The organism is Paenibacillus sp. JQZ6Y-1 (genome assembly GCF_040719145.1).
GTDB lineage: Bacteria > Bacillota > Bacilli > Paenibacillales > Paenibacillaceae > Saccharibacillus > Saccharibacillus kandeliae.
This window is the reverse complement of record NZ_JBFDUZ010000001.1, coordinates 430,309-447,468: the sequence shown is the minus strand read 5'-3', so window position 1 is coordinate 447,468 and position 17,160 is coordinate 430,309. Positions and strand designations below refer to the sequence as shown.

At 45.0% G+C, this 17,160-nt stretch carries 18 protein-coding genes and 6 tRNA genes; 6 read left to right on the top strand and 18 right to left on the bottom strand.

Translation table 11 applies throughout. The features are described 5' to 3' along the window. Positions 1–31 precede the first annotated feature (31 nt). Together ABXR35_RS01860 and ABXR35_RS01855 are read right to left on the bottom strand one after the other, a co-directional pair. Positions 32–307 (bottom strand): hypothetical protein, encoded by a 276-nt coding sequence (locus tag ABXR35_RS01860; protein WP_367054624.1) that lies wholly within the window; start codon positions 305–307, stop codon positions 32–34. A gap of 400 nt (positions 308–707) precedes the next feature. Beyond that, positions 708–1,136 (bottom strand): organic hydroperoxide resistance protein, encoded by a 429-nt coding sequence (locus ABXR35_RS01855; RefSeq protein ID WP_367061087.1) that lies wholly within the window; start codon positions 1,134–1,136, stop codon positions 708–710. 173 nt (positions 1,137–1,309) lie between these two features. Here ABXR35_RS01855 and ABXR35_RS01850 point away from each other — a divergent pair, with 173 nt between their 5' ends. Next, the gene (locus ABXR35_RS01850) at positions 1,310–1,786 is read left to right on the top strand and encodes a glutathione peroxidase (protein WP_367054621.1); all 477 of its coding nucleotides are present in this window, start codon (positions 1,310–1,312) and stop codon (positions 1,784–1,786) included. 285 nt (positions 1,787–2,071) lie between these two features. On the opposite strand, the gene ABXR35_RS01845 is transcribed toward ABXR35_RS01850, so the two are convergent. Next, a tRNA-Leu gene (locus ABXR35_RS01845) sits at positions 2,072–2,154 on the bottom strand. A gap of 498 nt (positions 2,155–2,652) precedes the next feature. On the opposite strand from ABXR35_RS01845, the gene ABXR35_RS01840 reads away from it, so the two are divergent. Continuing rightward, complete coding sequence (locus ABXR35_RS01840; protein WP_367054618.1) at positions 2,653–3,315, top strand: urease accessory protein UreF; 663 nt, start codon at positions 2,653–2,655, stop codon at positions 3,313–3,315. A 94-nt stretch (positions 3,316–3,409) separates the two neighbouring features. On the opposite strand, the gene ABXR35_RS01835 is transcribed toward ABXR35_RS01840, so the two are convergent. Beyond that, entirely contained in the window at positions 3,410–3,778 is a 369-nt protein-coding gene (locus ABXR35_RS01835; protein ID WP_367054616.1) for a helix-turn-helix domain-containing protein, read from the bottom strand. Positions 3,779–4,000: 222 nt separating this feature from the next. Between ABXR35_RS01835 and ABXR35_RS01830 the strand changes: the two genes are divergently transcribed. Next, positions 4,001–4,204, top strand: coding sequence for a helix-turn-helix domain-containing protein (locus tag ABXR35_RS01830; protein WP_367054613.1), 204 nt, complete (start codon positions 4,001–4,003; stop codon positions 4,202–4,204). A 255-nt stretch (positions 4,205–4,459) separates the two neighbouring features. On the opposite strand, the gene ABXR35_RS01825 is transcribed toward ABXR35_RS01830, so the two are convergent. The 3 genes from ABXR35_RS01825 to ABXR35_RS01815 all read right to left on the bottom strand — a co-directional run bounded on the left by ABXR35_RS01825 (position 4,460) and on the right by ABXR35_RS01815 (position 4,725). Next, positions 4,460–4,542, bottom strand: a tRNA-Leu gene (locus ABXR35_RS01825). 19 nt (positions 4,543–4,561) lie between these two features. After that, a tRNA-Lys gene (locus tag ABXR35_RS01820) sits at positions 4,562–4,634 on the bottom strand. A 19-nt stretch (positions 4,635–4,653) separates the two neighbouring features. Continuing rightward, positions 4,654–4,725: transfer RNA gene (locus ABXR35_RS01815), tRNA-Glu, on the bottom strand. A gap of 252 nt (positions 4,726–4,977) precedes the next feature. Between ABXR35_RS01815 and ABXR35_RS01810 the strand changes: the two genes are divergently transcribed. Both ABXR35_RS01810 and ABXR35_RS01805 read left to right on the top strand, forming a co-directional pair. Next, positions 4,978–5,763 (top strand): DeoR/GlpR family DNA-binding transcription regulator, encoded by a 786-nt coding sequence (locus ABXR35_RS01810; RefSeq protein ID WP_367054611.1) that lies wholly within the window; start codon positions 4,978–4,980, stop codon positions 5,761–5,763. Next, positions 5,760–6,635: a Cof-type HAD-IIB family hydrolase gene (locus tag ABXR35_RS01805; RefSeq protein ID WP_367054608.1), complete on the top strand. Its 876-nt coding sequence runs from the start codon at positions 5,760–5,762 to the stop codon at positions 6,633–6,635. Before ABXR35_RS01810 ends, ABXR35_RS01805 begins: the two co-directional genes overlap by 4 nt. 316 nt (positions 6,636–6,951) lie before the next feature. Here the strand turns inward: ABXR35_RS01805 and ABXR35_RS01800 are convergent. The 3 genes from ABXR35_RS01800 to ABXR35_RS01790 form a co-directional block, all read right to left on the bottom strand. Further along, a tRNA-Ser gene (locus tag ABXR35_RS01800) sits at positions 6,952–7,043 on the bottom strand. A 6-nt stretch (positions 7,044–7,049) separates the two neighbouring features. Then, positions 7,050–7,125: transfer RNA gene (locus tag ABXR35_RS01795), tRNA-Asn, on the bottom strand. A gap of 24 nt (positions 7,126–7,149) precedes the next feature. Beyond that, a complete protein-coding gene (locus tag ABXR35_RS01790; protein WP_367054606.1) occupies positions 7,150–7,635 on the bottom strand; it encodes a SprT family protein in 486 nt (161 codons plus the stop codon). A 219-nt stretch (positions 7,636–7,854) separates the two neighbouring features. Between ABXR35_RS01790 and ABXR35_RS01785 the strand changes: the two genes are divergently transcribed. Further along, positions 7,855–8,220 carry a hydrolase/acyltransferase gene (locus tag ABXR35_RS01785; protein ID WP_367054603.1) on the top strand — a complete coding sequence of 122 codons (366 nt, stop codon included), beginning with the start codon at positions 7,855–7,857 and terminating at the stop codon, positions 8,218–8,220. 342 nt (positions 8,221–8,562) lie between these two features. Here ABXR35_RS01785 and ABXR35_RS01780 read toward each other — a convergent pair whose 3' ends face one another. The 8 genes from ABXR35_RS01780 to fur all read right to left on the bottom strand — a co-directional run bounded on the left by ABXR35_RS01780 (position 8,563) and on the right by fur (position 16,697). After that, positions 8,563–10,788, bottom strand: coding sequence for a Tex family protein (locus ABXR35_RS01780; protein WP_367054600.1), 2,226 nt, complete (start codon positions 10,786–10,788; stop codon positions 8,563–8,565). A 171-nt stretch (positions 10,789–10,959) separates the two neighbouring features. After that, positions 10,960–11,310 (bottom strand): type II toxin-antitoxin system PemK/MazF family toxin, encoded by a 351-nt coding sequence (locus ABXR35_RS01775; protein WP_017812889.1) that lies wholly within the window; start codon positions 11,308–11,310, stop codon positions 10,960–10,962. A 3-nt stretch (positions 11,311–11,313) separates the two neighbouring features. Next, on the bottom strand, positions 11,314–11,595 hold the full coding sequence (locus ABXR35_RS01770) for a CopG family ribbon-helix-helix protein (RefSeq protein WP_367054597.1): 282 nt from the start codon (positions 11,593–11,595) through the stop codon (positions 11,314–11,316). 224 nt (positions 11,596–11,819) lie between these two features. Then, positions 11,820–13,001, bottom strand: coding sequence for an alanine racemase (gene alr / locus ABXR35_RS01765; protein ID WP_367054595.1), 1,182 nt, complete (start codon positions 12,999–13,001; stop codon positions 11,820–11,822). A 274-nt stretch (positions 13,002–13,275) separates the two neighbouring features. Beyond that, complete coding sequence (locus ABXR35_RS01760; RefSeq protein ID WP_367054592.1) at positions 13,276–13,833, bottom strand: hypothetical protein; 558 nt, start codon at positions 13,831–13,833, stop codon at positions 13,276–13,278. A 65-nt stretch (positions 13,834–13,898) separates the two neighbouring features. Continuing rightward, positions 13,899–14,651: a hypothetical protein gene (locus ABXR35_RS01755; RefSeq protein ID WP_367054590.1), complete on the bottom strand. Its 753-nt coding sequence runs from the start codon at positions 14,649–14,651 to the stop codon at positions 13,899–13,901. Next, a complete protein-coding gene (locus ABXR35_RS01750) occupies positions 14,651–15,892 on the bottom strand; it encodes an SPFH domain-containing protein (protein WP_367054588.1) in 1,242 nt (413 codons plus the stop codon). Before ABXR35_RS01750 ends, ABXR35_RS01755 begins: the two co-directional genes overlap by 1 nt. Positions 15,893–16,205: 313 nt before the next feature. After that, complete coding sequence (fur, locus tag ABXR35_RS01745) at positions 16,206–16,697, bottom strand: ferric iron uptake transcriptional regulator (RefSeq protein ID WP_436669343.1); 492 nt, start codon at positions 16,695–16,697, stop codon at positions 16,206–16,208. Positions 16,698–17,160: the final 463 nt, after the last annotated feature.

Genomic DNA, 17,160 nt, shown 5'->3' with positions numbered 1-17,160 from the left:
GATACTGTTATCTGGTTACAACAACTTGCTGTTATGCCAGTGCTTCGTCAATCAGTTGACGATCTTTGATTTGTTGATCGATCTCACCAGCAAATGCACTGAAGCAGTTACAAATGAAATCTTTGCGGCATATAGGACATGGTTTGGTCAGCAAGCGGTTGATATTGGTCATTTTCCACTCTGGAAAACGATTGTAGAACATGCGGCATTCCGTTCCATCCGCCAGTGTTGCTGTAAATTCGTACAGTCCTTCTTTTTCGTTGATACCGGCTTTTTTCAACGCCTTGATCGTCGGTCTATATGCCATATTATCATCACCCGTTATCCTTTAAATTTCGTAGCGAATTACAAATCACCTATGACATATTAAAGAATTTTATGGTATGTGTCAACTCCAACTCACTGCGGGGGAGCAGAAATTGGACTGACTCCGGTTATTGTTCCGCCATTTGTCACTCGCTCATCCGAAATATACGCTTCTCTAGCAATAATTTTGTTAGTAGTTACAAGAGTATAGCAAAGCTAATACAGCAGTATATTCCGTTATGTAAACTTTACCCTTATGAGCTATCGTTAATCGTTTATGAGCAAAATAATATAAAAAGCCAGCCCGCATATAAGACGGACTGGCTTGCGATACACTATGATGGCGAAATACCGCTACGCTTGTAACGGAAAGGGTACAGTAATGCCGATGATTGCTATCATTAGTCGTTTTGCACGACATTCAATTCTACATCAATATTGCCGCGTGTTGCTTTGGAGTATGGGCAGAATTCATGCGCTTTTTTGGCAATATCCAGTGCTTCTTCATGCGATAGTCCCGGAATCGTAACATCCAATCGCACGGATAGCTTGAAGCCACCGTCTGCGGGGTCTTTGTCGATCAGTACATTGCTGGTTACAAGCGTATCCGTAACATTTACCTTTTCACGACGTGCTACATTGGCAAGTGCGCTCTGATAGCATGCGCCATAACCGGCTGCAAATAGTTCCTCTGGATTGGTACCGTTACCGCCACCGCCACCCAGTTCTTTCGGCATAACAAGACTCACGTCCAGCGCACCTGTGCTCGATTCAACCTTACCTTGACGTCCACCATGAACTTTTGCTGTTGCTGTATACAGTGCCATTATCATTCAGCTCCTTTTCCAAAACTTGTTTGAAACCAACACTATATTTGTAAAGCACTACGCCTAGAATGAAACTCTAAATAATAAAATATATAGGTAAGCTAAAATTGACTTTAGTAGTTTAATTTTTTAAAATTAAATTGATTTCACGATATGATAAAGGAGGCTGTTAGCGGATGACTGTTTACGATTATCATGCCAACACGATTGGCGGCAAGGAAGTTCCTCTTGAACAGTACAAAGGCAAAACCCTGTTGATCGTCAATACAGCCAGCAAATGCGGGTTAACGCCACAATTTGCCGGATTACAGGAACTGTACGACAAATTCAAGGATGATAACTTTGAAATTCTAGGTTTTCCAAGCAATCAGTTTGCTGGACAGGACCCCGGCAGTAATGAAGAAATCTCAGAATTTTGCCAGTTGAATTACGGTGTTAGCTTCCCCATGTTCGAAAAGATCAATGTAAATGGCTCGGATGCACATCCCCTGTTTAAATATTTAAGCGAGCAAGCGCCCGGCATTCTTGGCTCCAAAGCGATCAAATGGAACTTTACCAAATTTCTGATTGACGGAGACGGTAATCCAATCAAACGCTATTCGCCGCAAACTACACCAGATAAGATCGAAGAAGATATTAGAAAACAGTTGTAATACAGCTTGCGTGTGAGTGACTTCGTTTCCCTTTCTCTCTTTTCATTCACAACGTTCCAATCCTCTATCGTAGAGCAATGATTCGTCTACTCTACTGTTTGCCTACTTGTACCAAGTACCAACCAAAACTCTATGCAGTCTATACTATCAAGGTAAATTAAAAAAGCCGGAGATTATCCGGCTTTTTGCTGTATTCGCTATACGTGATCTTATCACTTATGTATTACTTATCATTCATCCAAGAATTATGATGTTCATCTGAATCTATATATCCGAAATCAAGTATGCGGCCGAGAGGACTCGAACCTCCACGGGTATACACCCACTACCCCCTCAAGATAGCGTGTCTGCCATTCCACCACGACCGCTCAATGTATCAGTTGTTGCTTCCACAATGTACTGTACTTCCTATTCTTCGGTATATTGCCTGAGGTCACAATATCACAGTACTTTTCATTGCCATTCTATCCGTGCAACAACTTTTATACTATATCATTTGTCGAATTAATTGTAAACGCTTATTTTCTAGTAGAAATTAAAAGTTATATTACCTAACATAAAATTAATAATAAATCCCTTATTCAACAGATGTATAGACTAATCTAGACTTATTAATTTCTTTATACCTAATATTGAGTTAATTTTATTGACATAAATATGTATAACGTGTAATTATTATTAACAAAATATTAAAAATACGTAACTTTTACTTCTTCATTTTTGATATTTTTGTATACGTTAGCGTTCTTCGATTCCATATTTATGCTACACCATATACCACGTCGGAATTTGCAGCTTTTAGCAAGATCCATCTATATAGAGATAGAGAACGTTGCAGGCACGATTACGTTTACGGAGGCTGATGAATGATGAACAGTAGCCAGAAATTACTCGCGTATGTACAGCTGCTGGATGCGAAGCTACCAACAGCCAGCTTTACACACGCCCATAATCTGGAGCGTCAGGTGAATCAAGGTCATATTGATAGCACAGACCAGCTACATGAGTATATTACCGGTGTATTGAAACCTCATCTGTTTCAATGGGAGGCACCAGCGATTCACAGTGTATACTCCGCAGTAACCAAGCAGGATGTATGGCAGCTTGCTCTCGTGGATAAGATGGTGATTCAGCAGATCATTATGCCAGAACATATGGATGAAGCCAGAAAGACAGGTAAGCGCTTACTCAAGTTGGCGCGTAATTTATATCCATGGATGGATTTTACTATGTTAGAGCAGGCAATCACTGAATATCATGCTGTGCTATCCTTGACTGTACTCCATGCTTGGATCAATGTTCAGCTCGGTATCGAACGAGAGCAAGCAGTGGGATGCTATTTTTATACGCTTCTCTCCTGCTGCATGAGTCGGGCGGCAGCACCTTTACAGTTAAGTATTCGCGATGCCAGCCTACTGACCGATCAATTATCGCAAACGATGGAAACAGACTGGAATCTACATTGGCAGACTGCTACGCAATCACAAACAGTCTCGCATCATCCCTTGCAAAACGTTCATACCAATTGAATGACATGCCAAAAAGGCTGACGGCTCACCCTACTCTACTGGTGAACCATCAGCCTTTTGCTCTGAAATGACCCGGTCTGCGGTTGCGAAACAATTATTGCTCCTGCTGTCTGGCTTTGCGATATACGGTAAATTCGATATATTCCTTGATAAAGTCCTTTTCCTGATCGGACAGAACTTCATCCTGGCAATTCAATTGCCCCATAAGCTCAAAAAAATACGGGCTAGTCTGCTCGTTAACCGTTTGGGTATAACGTTCCTTGCCCGTTAGTAGCCAATCCAGACTGACATCAAAATAAGCGGCAATCTCGATCAGCTTGTGTGTACCCGGTGTGGATTTCCCTCTTTTCCAGTCACCAAAGTTACCTGTACTGATCTTCAATTGCTCGCAAAATGACTTTTTGGTAATACCCTTGTTTTTGATGAGTAATTCGATGCGTTCATAAATAGATTGCGACTGCATATGATTTCCACTCCCCGACCATGTCATCTAAATCTCTTAACAACACTTTTATAAGTATTTTAATGTTGATAAAAAGCGTATTTAAGTATATAATTGGTCTAACGACATTTTTTTACTTCTTTTCCTGAAACATTATACCATGTGCGTATGGACAGGGAACCGGTACCGATCCATAAGTGCACATAAGAGCATTACTTGTTACAAATAAAGGGGTGATATTTGTTGAACCGCAAGCAGCCTGTTACCTCTTTTGGCTGGGCCATCAAACAGAGACTGACAGAGTTACAAATGGATCAAAAGACGTTTTGCGAGTGTTATGGGATTCCCCCCTCGCGTTTGTCCAACCTGATCAATGGCACACGCAAGGCGACAAAATACCGCAAACAAGTCGCCGAATTGCTGGACATTCCTGAGAATTTTAAATAAGCGGCACATGACATACATACACAAAGCAAAAGCAATATGATTACGCGCCACTGTAAACCAGAGCACGCTGGATATGTATCGCTGTTCCGCTTAAACAAAATACAATTATGATTACTAATATAGTATGGTTTGTCACGGAATTCAACATCGTTATGCGCAAGATCGCCTTATTTATTCATTTTATTCCATTTTATGCTATAGATGCAAACAAAAAGTCCCTGTTTTTCAACAGGGACTTTTTGTTTACTTCATGAATGCGGTCGAGAGGACTCGAACCTCCACGGGTATACACCCACTACCCCCTCAAGATAGCGTGTCTGCCATTCCACCACGACCGCATGGCATATAATATAAATGTGAGCCATGAAGGACTCGAACCTTCGACACCCTGATTAAAAGTCAGGTGCTCTACCAACTGAGCTAATGGCTCTCAATACTATAATAAGGGATGACCCGTAGGGGATTCGAACCCCTGTTACCTCCGTGAAAGGGAGGTGTCTTAACCCCTTGACCAACGGGCCATGTTTTCTCAGCAACAAAAATGATTATATCAAGTACAGAGTCACATTGCAAGCATTTTTTTAAAGAATTATTTGTACATAGTTAGTAAGCAATATATGTGCCATATAAAGCAAGTGATCATCAGCAATTGCCTTATTTACACTTATTTTACGTACTTTATCTTGTTATTAAACTTATATTTGCTTATAATGACTTATATACACTTAATGATGATACTTATGACGCATCGCATATAAAGGAGATTGTGGATCATGTATCAGGAAGAACGTATGCTTCATATTTTGGATTATCTGAGCGAACATCGGCGGATAACGATTGAGGATATTTGCCAACTGTTTCGGGTATCCCGAGACACCGCTCGGCGTGATCTCGTACGATTAGAAGAACAAAACTCCATTATTCGTACTCGCGGCGGCGCACTCCTCTCCATCGGTAAAATTACCATTCCCAGTTACAAAGATCGCCTAAACACAGTGTCCACGGAAAAGAAGCAAATCGGACATCGTGCTGCACAATTAATCAAGGGCGGCGAACGCATCATCCTCGATTCCTCCACTACGGTACAGGCATGTGCTGAGTTTATCGACGCGCCCGGCTGTACTGTCATCACCAATTCGATTAACCAAGCGGATGTGTTATCTGACAAGCAGGATATTTCAGTGCATCTGCTTGGTGGGCAGCTGCAATCCCAGCATCGTTATGTATATGGATCGGCAGCAATTGAGACGTTATCGCATTATTTTGCTGAACGTGCCTTTATCGGGGTAGGCAGCATTTCTGCCAAAGGGCTAACCTCGCTGTCGGTCGAAGAAGGACGAATCAAGCATAAAATGATGCAACAAGCCGAAATGGTTGTCGTGCTAGCCGATCATTCCAAATTCGGACGCGAGCTGTTTTATAAATTTGCGGATCTGTCCGAGGTTGATCTGATTATTACGGATCGCTCGCCTGATCCTTCCATTCAAGAGTTACTGGAACAATACGAGGTTGAACTATGGGTCGCTGATCCATCATTTACAAAGGAGCTGACAATATGAGTATCAAATTAATCGCAATTGATTTGGATGGAACCTTACTAAGCGGACACAGCTATATTAATGAAGTAAACAAAGCCGCCATTCTGGCTGCTCAACAGGAAGGTATTATCGTCAGTATTGCGACTGGACGCGAGCACAACAATGTTCGCAGCTTTCTCGATGCTGCTGAGCTGATTACACCCGTTATTTCCTCTAATGGCTCGGTCATCCATGACGAGCATCGTGAGCATCTATTCTCCTTGCCTTTAGAGCGTCAGCAGGCAGAGGAAGTATTGCATTGGCTGGAAAGCAATGACTACTACTATCAAGCGCATACGAGCCGCGGCATCTATACCATCGGCAGCGGTCATCAGCTGCTGGCGGTTGAGGTGGATCGACTACTCAGCACCAACCCTGACCCTACGTATCTGCAAATGCTGGAAGCGATGCAGTCGATGGGTGCCCGTTTGAAAATGACTCGCGTCGATACGTATACGGATATTCCGCAAGACGCGCAATTTTACAATATCCTCTCCCTCTCCCTTGATCCTGACAAATTAGAAAGAGGACGGCAGCATTTCGCTAACCGCGACGATATGACAATGGTTGTGTCCGGTAATTTCAACTTCGAGTTGGAGCATAAACATGCTTCCAAAGGCACAGCGCTTCAGCATCTAGCCGAGCATTACAATATCCCGCTTGAGCAAACGATGGCGATTGGCGATAACTTTAACGATGTCTCCATGATCCAGCTCGCTGGTCTTGGTGTAGCTATGGGGAATGCTGAACCGGAAGTTCAAGCAATTGCAGATGAAGTAACACGCACCAATGAGGAAGACGGTGTGGCACATGCCATTTACAAAGCGCTTGGATTGAATGTACCTTTGTCTTGAATCGACGGTATGCACAATATTGATATGAAACGAATCACCAAAAAGCCCCTTGATCCGTATACTGCTCTATACAGATCAAAGGGCTTTTTAGTTTCTATTCTATTTCATAATCTGACTGGTGTGATGAGCCATGCTGCTGGATATCCATGCATATGTTGATTCCTTGACACATCGTTTTGCTGGCTATATTCCAACGTATAATAGATAGAACTGATAGTGGATAAAACGTATGAGGTAAAAAAAAGAGCCGACATCGTCGACTCTTTTACTACTTATGTATGCTGCTAATCTTGCTACATGAATCGTAAAATTCATATGGCGGAGAGAGAGGGATTCGAACCCTCGCACCGCTTACGCAGTCTAACCCCTTAGCAGAGGGTCCCCTTATAGCCACTTGGGTATCTCTCCAAGAAATGGCTCCCCGAACAGGACTCGAACCTGTGACAACTCGATTAACAGTCGAGTGCTCTACCAACTGAGCTATCAGGGAACGTTGATCAATACAAAAAATAGATTACCATGTTTCTCTTGGCAAGTCAAGCGACTCCAATGTAAGTTTTCCTCCACACTTGCCACAGCGATATCGTGTCGGGTCCATCCGGCGCTTGCGCAGATATTGGGTCTGGCAATCACGGCACAGAAGTCGATAACGATACAACTCTTTGCGCTTGTTGCCCATCATCTCCGGTGGGATCTGGCAATAACGTCCACCGCCAACACGCTGCAGCCAGTATTTGAACTCAGGGTCCTTATGCTGATATCCGCGTCCTGTAATGTGTAAATGATAGTGACATAGCTCATGCTTGATGATCTTTTCCACTTCTTCGCGTCCAAATGCCTGCAATTGGTGTGGATTGATCTCAATATTGTGGCTGCGCAAAAAATAACGCCCACCGGTCGTACGGAGCCGTCCGTTGAATACGGCATGATGCAGAAATGGACGATCAAAATGCTCAAGAGATAGCTGCTCCACCCATGCCTGTAGCTCTTCGTTAGTCATGAAACCCGCTCTGCTCCTTTTCGTATGATTGTTCCGGCTGTATGGTGATTTGCATGTATGATGCTCTTCTTTCAGAAAAGCAAAGCAAATCAGCATCTTCTCTTGAATTTTAACTTTGTTATGCATTACACTTCAAGTACAAACTGTATTTTGGCAAGCTTTTATTATAACTATATGCTGTCATCATCGGCAGCAATTCTATGCAGGGGAGCATGAGGAATGACTACATCTCGTATGCGCTATATTATTTTGCAGCAGAATCAACATCTGGAATATGTGGAGATGCCTGCTGATTACGCGTACCAATTGAGTGCGCTGAATCTTCGTTTACATAAGGAAATCAGCAAATTAACGGCGGCAAATGTACCTGCTCTGCCGCGTGCGGTAGCGGAATGCAGTCAGCTTGAATTGTTGCAGGACGAAGCGGTGATTGTTGGGGGATTGGATTATATCAATGCGCTAGAGCAATCCTTTGCATCCCTACAAGAAAAAGAATATCCGTTGATCTCATTGCTAACGGAAATTCGTGCGCTTCAGGCACAGTTGGAACAATGGTACGAGGAATACGAGGAACAGCAGGTTTAATCGTATTGGAACGCTTCATTATACGCTTTGGAAGCGCATAGATGCACATGTATCATTGTATATGAATCGTTCAATATGAACGGTAGATATACGCTATGATAGCTCAACAAAAAGGCTGCTCTCTTTCATGAGATTGTTCATGAAGAGACGCAGCCTTTTTTCTTTTCTTCCACTTAGGTCATGCAGATGTAATCGAGATTACAAACAGAGTAAGAAACCACTTGATAGTATTCTTAGCGTTAGATGCTCCTCAGGCTGTCAGTAACTTCAGCACTCTGATCGATCGAACTGCTTATATGGTATACATTTCTCTAGTTTCTCTAATAAGAACTAGTACTGTTCTTATTGTCCATATGCTTGACCAGCGGATGATTTGCGCATTGTCAGACCGACTCTGCCCTTTTTCAGATCAACATTCAGTACCCAGACCGTAACGTTGTCACCAACTGATACTACGTCCATTGGATGCTTCACAAAGCCTTCACTTAGCTGCGAGATATGCACTAGACCGTCGTTTTTGATGCCGATATCTACAAAGGCACCAAAGTCGATGACGTTGCGCACGGTACCTTGCAGCTCCATACCCGGTGTTAGATCTTCAATTTTCAATACATCTGTACGGAAGATTGGCAGTGGCAGCTCATCGCGTGGATCACGACCTGGACGCTGTAGACTATCCAGAATATCGCGTAGTGTAGGTACACCGATGTCCAATGCGGTAGCGGCTTGCTCCACATCGACGCTTGCTAGGGCAGATACAGCTTCATCACTACCCAGTTGCTCCGGCTTGATGTCGAGCGATTTCAGCAGCTTCAATGTAGCATCGTACGTTTCTGGGTGAATGCCTGTATAATCAAGCGGATTGTCGCCGCCCTTGATACGCAGGAAACCGACACACTGCTGCAATGTTTTGGCACCGAGACGCGGTACTTTTTGCAGCTGCTTACGGCTAGTAAAACGACCGTTCTCTTCGCGATATTTCACGATATTTTTGGCGATGGTTGCGTTCACGCCTGCTACATACGACAGCAGCGATGGCGAAGCGGTATTCACATCGACACCAACATGGTTAACTGCGGACTCTACTACGCCTTTGAGCGAGTTTTCCAAGTTCTTTTGCGAAACGTCATGCTGATATTGACCTACACCGATTGCTTTGGGATCGATTTTGACTAGTTCGGCAAGAGGATCCTGTACACGGCGAGCAATCGAAGCCGCACTGCGCTGTGCCACATCCAGATCTGGGAATTCTTCCTGTGCCAGCTTGGATGCAGAGTAGACACTTGCTCCTGCTTCGCTGACGATCAGGTACGCCAGCTTGCGTTCGTTGATCTCCTGAATCAATTCAGCTACGAATTGCTCGGTTTCGCGAGAAGCGGTTCCGTTACCGATCACAATCAGCTCCACTTGATGCTGATCAATCATCCGGCGGAAAATGTCTGCTGCTTCACGCTTTTTGTTCACTGGCGGTGTTGGATAGGTCACTGCTACTTCCAGCAGCTTACCCGTTTCATCCACAGCAGCGAGTTTACAGCCAGTACGGAATGCGGGATCGACTCCAAGTACACGTGTTTCCTTAATCGGTGCTTGCAGCAGTAGATTACGCAGATTGCCAGCAAAAATAGAGATCGCCTGCTCATCGCCTTTTTCAGTCAGCTCAGCACGGACTTCGCGCTCAATTGAAGGCGCAATCAGGCGCTTGTACGCATCCTCAATGACGCTGCCCAGCAGCTGTTGGACGGCGGATGGACCTTTTACAATGCGCTTTTCAATATAACGATGGATCGACTCTGGCGCTACTTCCAACTGCACCTTCAGCACATTTTCGCGTTCTCCGCGATTAATTGCCAGAATACGGTGCGGTGGCATTTTCTTCGCCAGCTCGCGATAGTTGTAGTACATTTCATATACGGATTCTTCATCGGCATTGCGTGCTTCTGTCACGAGCATTCCGTGATCCAGTGTATAGCGACGCACCCATGTACGGATGGCAGCATCGTCGGAGATATTTTCCGCGATAATATCCATCGCACCTTGTAACGCTTGTGAAGCGTCTTCTACGCCTTTTTCAGCATCAATATAGTCAGCAGCCTTCACCAGTGCTTCCGGCGCCTTGGGCTGGCTCATGATCCATTCTGCAAGCGGATCAAGACCTTTCTCACGAGCAACGCTGGCACGGGTTTTGCGTTTTTGACGATACGGACGGTACAGATCTTCCACTTCTTGCAATTTAGCAGCATTTTGGATGCTGCCTGCCAATTCTTCGGTCAGCTTGCCCTGCTCGCTGATGATGCGCAGCACTTCTTCCTTACGCTCCTGCAAATTACGCAAATATTGATGACGTTCTTCAATATCACGCAGTTGATTTTCATCCAGCTCGCCGGTCATTTCCTTACGGTAACGAGCGATAAACGGAATCGTGTTGCCTTCCAATAGCAGATCAATCGTCGTACGAATTTGTTTTTGCGAAATGTGTAACTCGTCGGCAATCTGCCGCACGATCCGTTCACGAACCTGCTGTTCGCTGGCTTTTGCCTGTGCTTCACTAATTACATGTTGTTCAGCCAATCTGATCCCTCTTTCCACTCTCCAATCATGCGGAGAACCAAGTGTTCAATAGATGTATTATCTCAAAAGTTGAGCATGATCTCAAACCATACCTTATCTTCATGTTGCCCAGCTTTGGAAGACGCAAAAAACCCGGTGCATCCACCGGGTCCACTTGCTCGCCATAAGCCTTTAGAAATCCACCAGGCCCAGACTGATCTGAAGGGAATCATGCACTCTACGCATGGTCTCCTCATCCAGATGTGTGATTTTGTCAGTCAAACGCTGCTTATCAATGGTACGAATCTGCTCTAGTAAAATGACGGAATCCCGGTCAAACCCATGGGATTTCGCGTCGATCTCCACGTGCGTCGGCAATTTGGCTTTTTGAATCTGCGCCGTAATCGCCGCCACAATGACCGTCGGACTGAAGCGATTACCGATATCATTCTGGATCACCAGAACCGGTCTCACGCCACCCTGCTCAGAACCGACGACGGGCGATAAATCTGCAAAAAATACATCGCCACGCTTTACGATCAATGTCTACACCCCGCTAACTAAGCGGTCCAGAGTGATGTCCGCTTCTTCCTCCGCATAGAACGCTTCACAAGCGATTCTCAGATTGATCTTGGCCATTTCCATATACCCACGCTGCATCGATTCACGGACAATCCGTTTCTTGCGCTCCGTCAGATACACTTTCGTCGCCTTTCTGATAACCTCATTGCGGTCGGAATTATCCAAAGCTGCGATCCCATCGATTTCCTGCAAAAGCTGATCCGGTAAATGGATCGTAATCCCTTGCACGTTCTGCATGTTGTCCAACTGTCCAGCACCCCCAAAACCTTTTCAGCTATACCCCTTAGCTGTGTAACGGCATTTTCATAATGCGAATCCAAGTTTATGGTCTGACCATAGGCACAGTGCATATGGCTACTTTGCTGCCACCATTATAAACCACAATGAAGGCGCTCGTACAGACTTTTCATCACATTATGTAAGATTCGCGCTGAAATTTCCGTTTCCTTCCATTAGACGAAATATATTTTCTATCCTAGAAGGGGGTTACAGCGACTAACGGGTATACCATCGCGGTAATACAGGCGAGGTACTCGGGAAGCAATCATGCAAACAACTTCGTAATTGATGGTGCCGAGCCAAGAAGCAGGCTCATCAGCGTGAATGAATTCATCCTGCTGACGGCCGATTAAGACAACCTCATCGCCGATTTGGATTTCTTTTGCCTCATCAGCAAAAGATTTGAGTGATACCATACACTGATCCATACAAATGGTGCCAACGACTGGAACCCGGCGTCCGCGGATCAGCACTTCGGCTTTTCCGCTCATTAAGCGTGAGTATCCGTCAGCATAACCGATGGGGAGCGTAGCGATCACTTCTGGCTGATCGGTAAAATAGCGGGTGCCGTAGCTTATGCCCGCACCGGTCGGCAGTGTCTTCACGTACGATATTCCCGTTTTCAGCGTCATGACCGGGGCTAATTCTATCGCCTGCTGGTTCACTTCGGTCGAAGGATACAGCCCATACAATGCAATCCCGAGCCGAATCATCTGTGGAGATAATTCAGGCATGTCCATCGCGGCAGCACTGTTCCCCGTATGTATTACAGGGATAGTATAACCCATGTTCCGCAATTCCCGGTCCACTCGTTGAAAGTTTTCGTATTGCATCAGTGTATAATCTTTATTGTGCTCATCCGCTCTGGCAAAATGGGTAAACATACCTTCAACTTCCAGCGTAGGCACCTGAAATGCTTTTGCGATAAAAGCAGGCGCTTCATCTGGAAATAATCCCAGTCGTCCCATTCCACTGTCGATTTTGATATGAGCTTTGAGCTTGCGTCCGGAAGGTTCCACAGACAGTCCGGCAATCGCTTCTAGCACGTCTTCCGTAAATACATTTAATGTAACGTCATACTCATAAGCGACCGCCACCGCTTCCGGCCCGGTATACCCAAGCACAAGAATGGGCAAGCCGATGCCATGCTGACGCAGCTCAATCGCTTCGTCTAGAAACGCGACGCTTAAATAGTCCGCCCCAAGTCGTTCCAGCTCTCTGGATATCTCAACCGCGCCATGCCCGTAGGCACTCGCTTTGACGCAAAGCATCAATAAGGTGGTATCCGGCAAAGCGTTACGGAAAGACTCGTAGTTGGTACGTAGCGCATCCAGGTTAATTTCAGCTCTTGTTGGTCGATATTGCTGTTGCAATTACAGTCACCTTCTATCCGTTTTTGCCCATCCGGGCAATACCACTATGTTAATGCGGAAGCTGGATAACTGTCAATTGCATCAGAGCCTATAACAAAAGCTTAACCGCTATTGGTACTACAATTCAAATTCCACCTAGAAAAGGCGAACAGCCGTCCAGCAGATGTCTGTGCGGTTTCGCCTTGTTTGTAGTACTTACCCGCTTCTTTCAGAATAGAAGCGGGTATTTTGCAATTTAGGAAATTTACATTAAAGTGCTAGATTCATCCTGAAATCATTTGTAAGTAACCACCGTACCACAATATTCGCACTCCCGACTTTGCTGTGGAGCTAGCGTTTGTGGTGCACCGCAGCCGGGACAATCTATCGTTTTGGCTCCATGACTGCTATTTGCCGCCGCGTTTGCAGAATTAGGCGATGCTGATGAAGATGATGTGCGCCCTGCCTGCTGATTCATATAGGCAGCCGTACGCGGATCGAGCGGATCATAGATTTTGTACGAGCCATTGGGCTGCTCTGGTCTATATTGTCCACTAGATGGATCAGAATGCGGCTGTGGTTGCGGATAATGATAATCGTCGTTTGCTGGTGCGTTGTTTGGATTCCAATGTTGTCCCGCCATCATTTGGTCGTATTGCAGCTGTGATTGTATGTGACTTTTCCGAATCAGCCTCACACCGATGATCATTAAAATAATCCCCGGCAAAGCAAATACCATGGCCATTACAATCGCTGTCCCCGGATCTTCAGGCAAGGTACCGACCAAACCGAAGAAACCAAGCAGCAACAAAGGAAGGGCGAAAATAATACAGACGATTCCTCCTGCCAGCATGGCATAACTCCCCTTTCAACAAATTCTATATCTCTAAAATCGTACCTATTTATGTTGATAACAGTCTATGATTTGGCAACTGCAAGTCTCGCATTTCGTTGACGGAGTATATCGTGCGCCGATTGGAAATGCTGACGCAGCTGATCCAGTTGGTCATTCATCTGCTGCTCATCCCCGCTTGGTGCGTTCATCATCTGATCACGCAGATGACGAACTTCATCTGTCAGTTGCTCCTCTTCTCTCCATACATCAGGATGAGTCACCGGATCGCTAAAACGTACACTTTCTTCTAGCTCGGATAACAGACGATGAACTTCGCCGCGATAAGGCTCCTGCCAATTACGAATATGCAGACCCGCTTCGCCCAGACCTTGGCGAATATCGGCGATGCCTAGTTTCTGCTCACGTTCTTGCTCATCGGTATAACGCTCTGATTGCATAAACCAGCTGACTAGCGCAATGATTCCGACCGCCACTACAAATGTTGCCAAATGCAGCCATCCATAAAAGGAGGCCGATACGTGAAGCAGCAGCCATAATACTAGCATATACCCGATTGCCAATACTCCATATAGACTAGCTACAACGATTTGCGCCATAAAAGCAGGCATTGTCGATGCGAATGCCTGCCCTCGCATCGAGCCCCAGCCAGCGAGCGACCAGAACAACGTCTCTGCCAACAGCAAGGCAATGAGCGAAATCCAAAATCGGCTGTCCACGATCAGCACCTTGCCAAGCAGTACAAATCCTACGATGGTAACGATCACTGATAATCCATACAGCAGAGCAATGATGGCAATCCCTCTATGTCGGCTCATCAGGCTTGCCCTCCCTGTTGCGGCGCCTGATGCCCACATTCCATACAGAACTTCTGACCGGGCTGCATCGGTTGTCCGCAGTTGCTGCACGTTACGGAAGTCGGCGCTCCGCATTCATGGCAAAATTTCGCTCCTGCTTTTAAGGAAGCTCCACATTGACCGCATGGATGAGACAGCCCTTTGCCACAGCTATGACAATTCACTGCACCTTCTGGATTATCGGCACCGCAATGCTCACAAGCCAGATAGGCATCACCGCAATGATGACAGAATTTGGAGCCAGCAATTAGCGGTTGACCACAGTTATGACATGGTTGTGTTTTAGTAGCGGGCGCGCCGGCAGATACGTCATTACTGTTGACATCCATCACGCGACTCACCTGTCCCATCGTTTGACCGAGTGGACCACCTATACCAAAGCCCATGCCTAATCCCAACCCTGCTCCCATCACGCCCGATTGCAGACTGCCCTCGTTTTTGGCAGCGCCCTCCAGTGTATCAAAGCTGCGTTCCTGCTGATAGGTATAGCCGATAATATCCATCTCCGCTTTACGTGCCAATGCCTCCTGCAAACGTTTCACAGACGGATCATCATCCGGTGTATTGACCGAATCGACGAACAAATTCAGAATGCGGATACCGTATTCGGCAAATACGGGAGCCATGCGTTCTTTAACAAATGCAGAGATTTCGCTGATATAGGCATTAATATCCAGAATACTGATCTGACGATGCACCAAATACGAAGAAATACATTCATTCATATTCATCAACAGCACACCGCGGAAATAACGAGAAATATCCGACAGGTCAAAGCGGGATAGTGTACCAACCAGCTTGATCAGAAACTTACGCGAATCCTCAATCATAATACCCATTTGACCAAAGGCACGGACGGGAATAATAATTTTATATTTCGGGTCCTGCAATTGAATAGGTGCATTGGTACCCCATTTTAGATCCAAATTGCTCACCTTATTGATATACCAAACTTCCGCCGCAAACGGCGATTCTCCACCAAACGGTAGATTGATTATATTGTTCAATAACGGAATATTCATTGTGCTCAGCGTATGTCGCCCTGCTTGGAACGTATCAAATGCTTGTCCGCCTTTGAACAGAATCGCCTCTTGCGATTCATTTACAATCAATTGTGTCCATGTGCCCAGCTCATCATTGGGATATTTCCACGCATAGACATCCGGTGTGCCATCATATTTAACGACTTCTACAAGAGCCATATTTGTTTCCCCTTTTCTATATATGTAACTTTATACTGCTTTTACGCGGTATAATTAGGTAGCGTTGCAAATATTCGTTGCTCATTTTCATATTTAGGTTCTTTCTATTGTGTAGCATTACATACTTGGATGGCATCATCATCTTTCGCTATCGTCCAGTTACTACCTTATCGTTGTTAACTATAGTCTTTTTCTCTATATGTCGGTTGTACAGCTGAAAATTGTAACCCAGACAGCAAAAAAGAGCCTGTACAGGCTCTTTAATGAAGGAACTATGCGTCTTACCATTCAGATCAGCAGCATATCTTTAACTTCAGGAAACGGCTTGGCAGTTTTTGCCGCCTTTGTTTTTCTCGCGCTCTTTTGCTTGGCAAGCTGAACATACGCCTTGAAAATCGAGTCGATGATCCGTCACGGTAAAACCGTATTCTCGTTCTACTCGTTTTTCTAGTGCCAGCAGCCAGTCTTCCATAATCTCTTCTACATTACCGCAGCGGGTGCAGATCAGATGGTGGTGCAAATGAGGGCTATTGGCTGCGCGTAGATCAAAGCGCGCGGCTCCGTCGCCAAAGTTGACCTTCTGTACGATTTGCAGTTCGTTAAGCAAATCGAGTACCCGGTAGACGGTGGCCATACCAATCTCCGGGAATTGCTCCTTTACTAGCAGAAAGACTTCCTCTGCGCTCAAATGGTCTTTTTGGTGCTCCAGCAATACCCGGATTGTCGTCTCGCGCTGTGGCGTCAGCTTATAACCTTTGGATTTTAGGCGTTCCTTAATCCGGTCTATCTGTTCCGTCAGCATCATCATGTTATTCACACCTTCCGGTTTATTTTGCACAGTCCGTCCAATGATTGATTTTGTATTCACCATATTCGTCATTTCATCGTTTATATTTACGATGGGTCATTGTATCGGCAAGTAAGCTACCCGTTCGACGCATCGGTCATGCCTGACCATTATACTATAAATGAAGATCGGTATCTGTATATTCACGCACAGGGCGTAAGGCTGTGTTCATTCCAAAGTAAAGATTATCGAGTATCGAATTTATACTTAGAATAATTATAATTCTATAATACCGAACATCGTATCTATTTGTAAATAGGCATCCCGAATAAATTGACCAAATGAATATATAGAAAGAAAAAATCATCGCTATTTCAAAAAACGACAAACGCCCATCATCTTTACGGCATCTAACATGCAAGCTTTTACACTATTATCTTAGTTAATATAAATGTTAATAATTAATATTATTATTGACTGA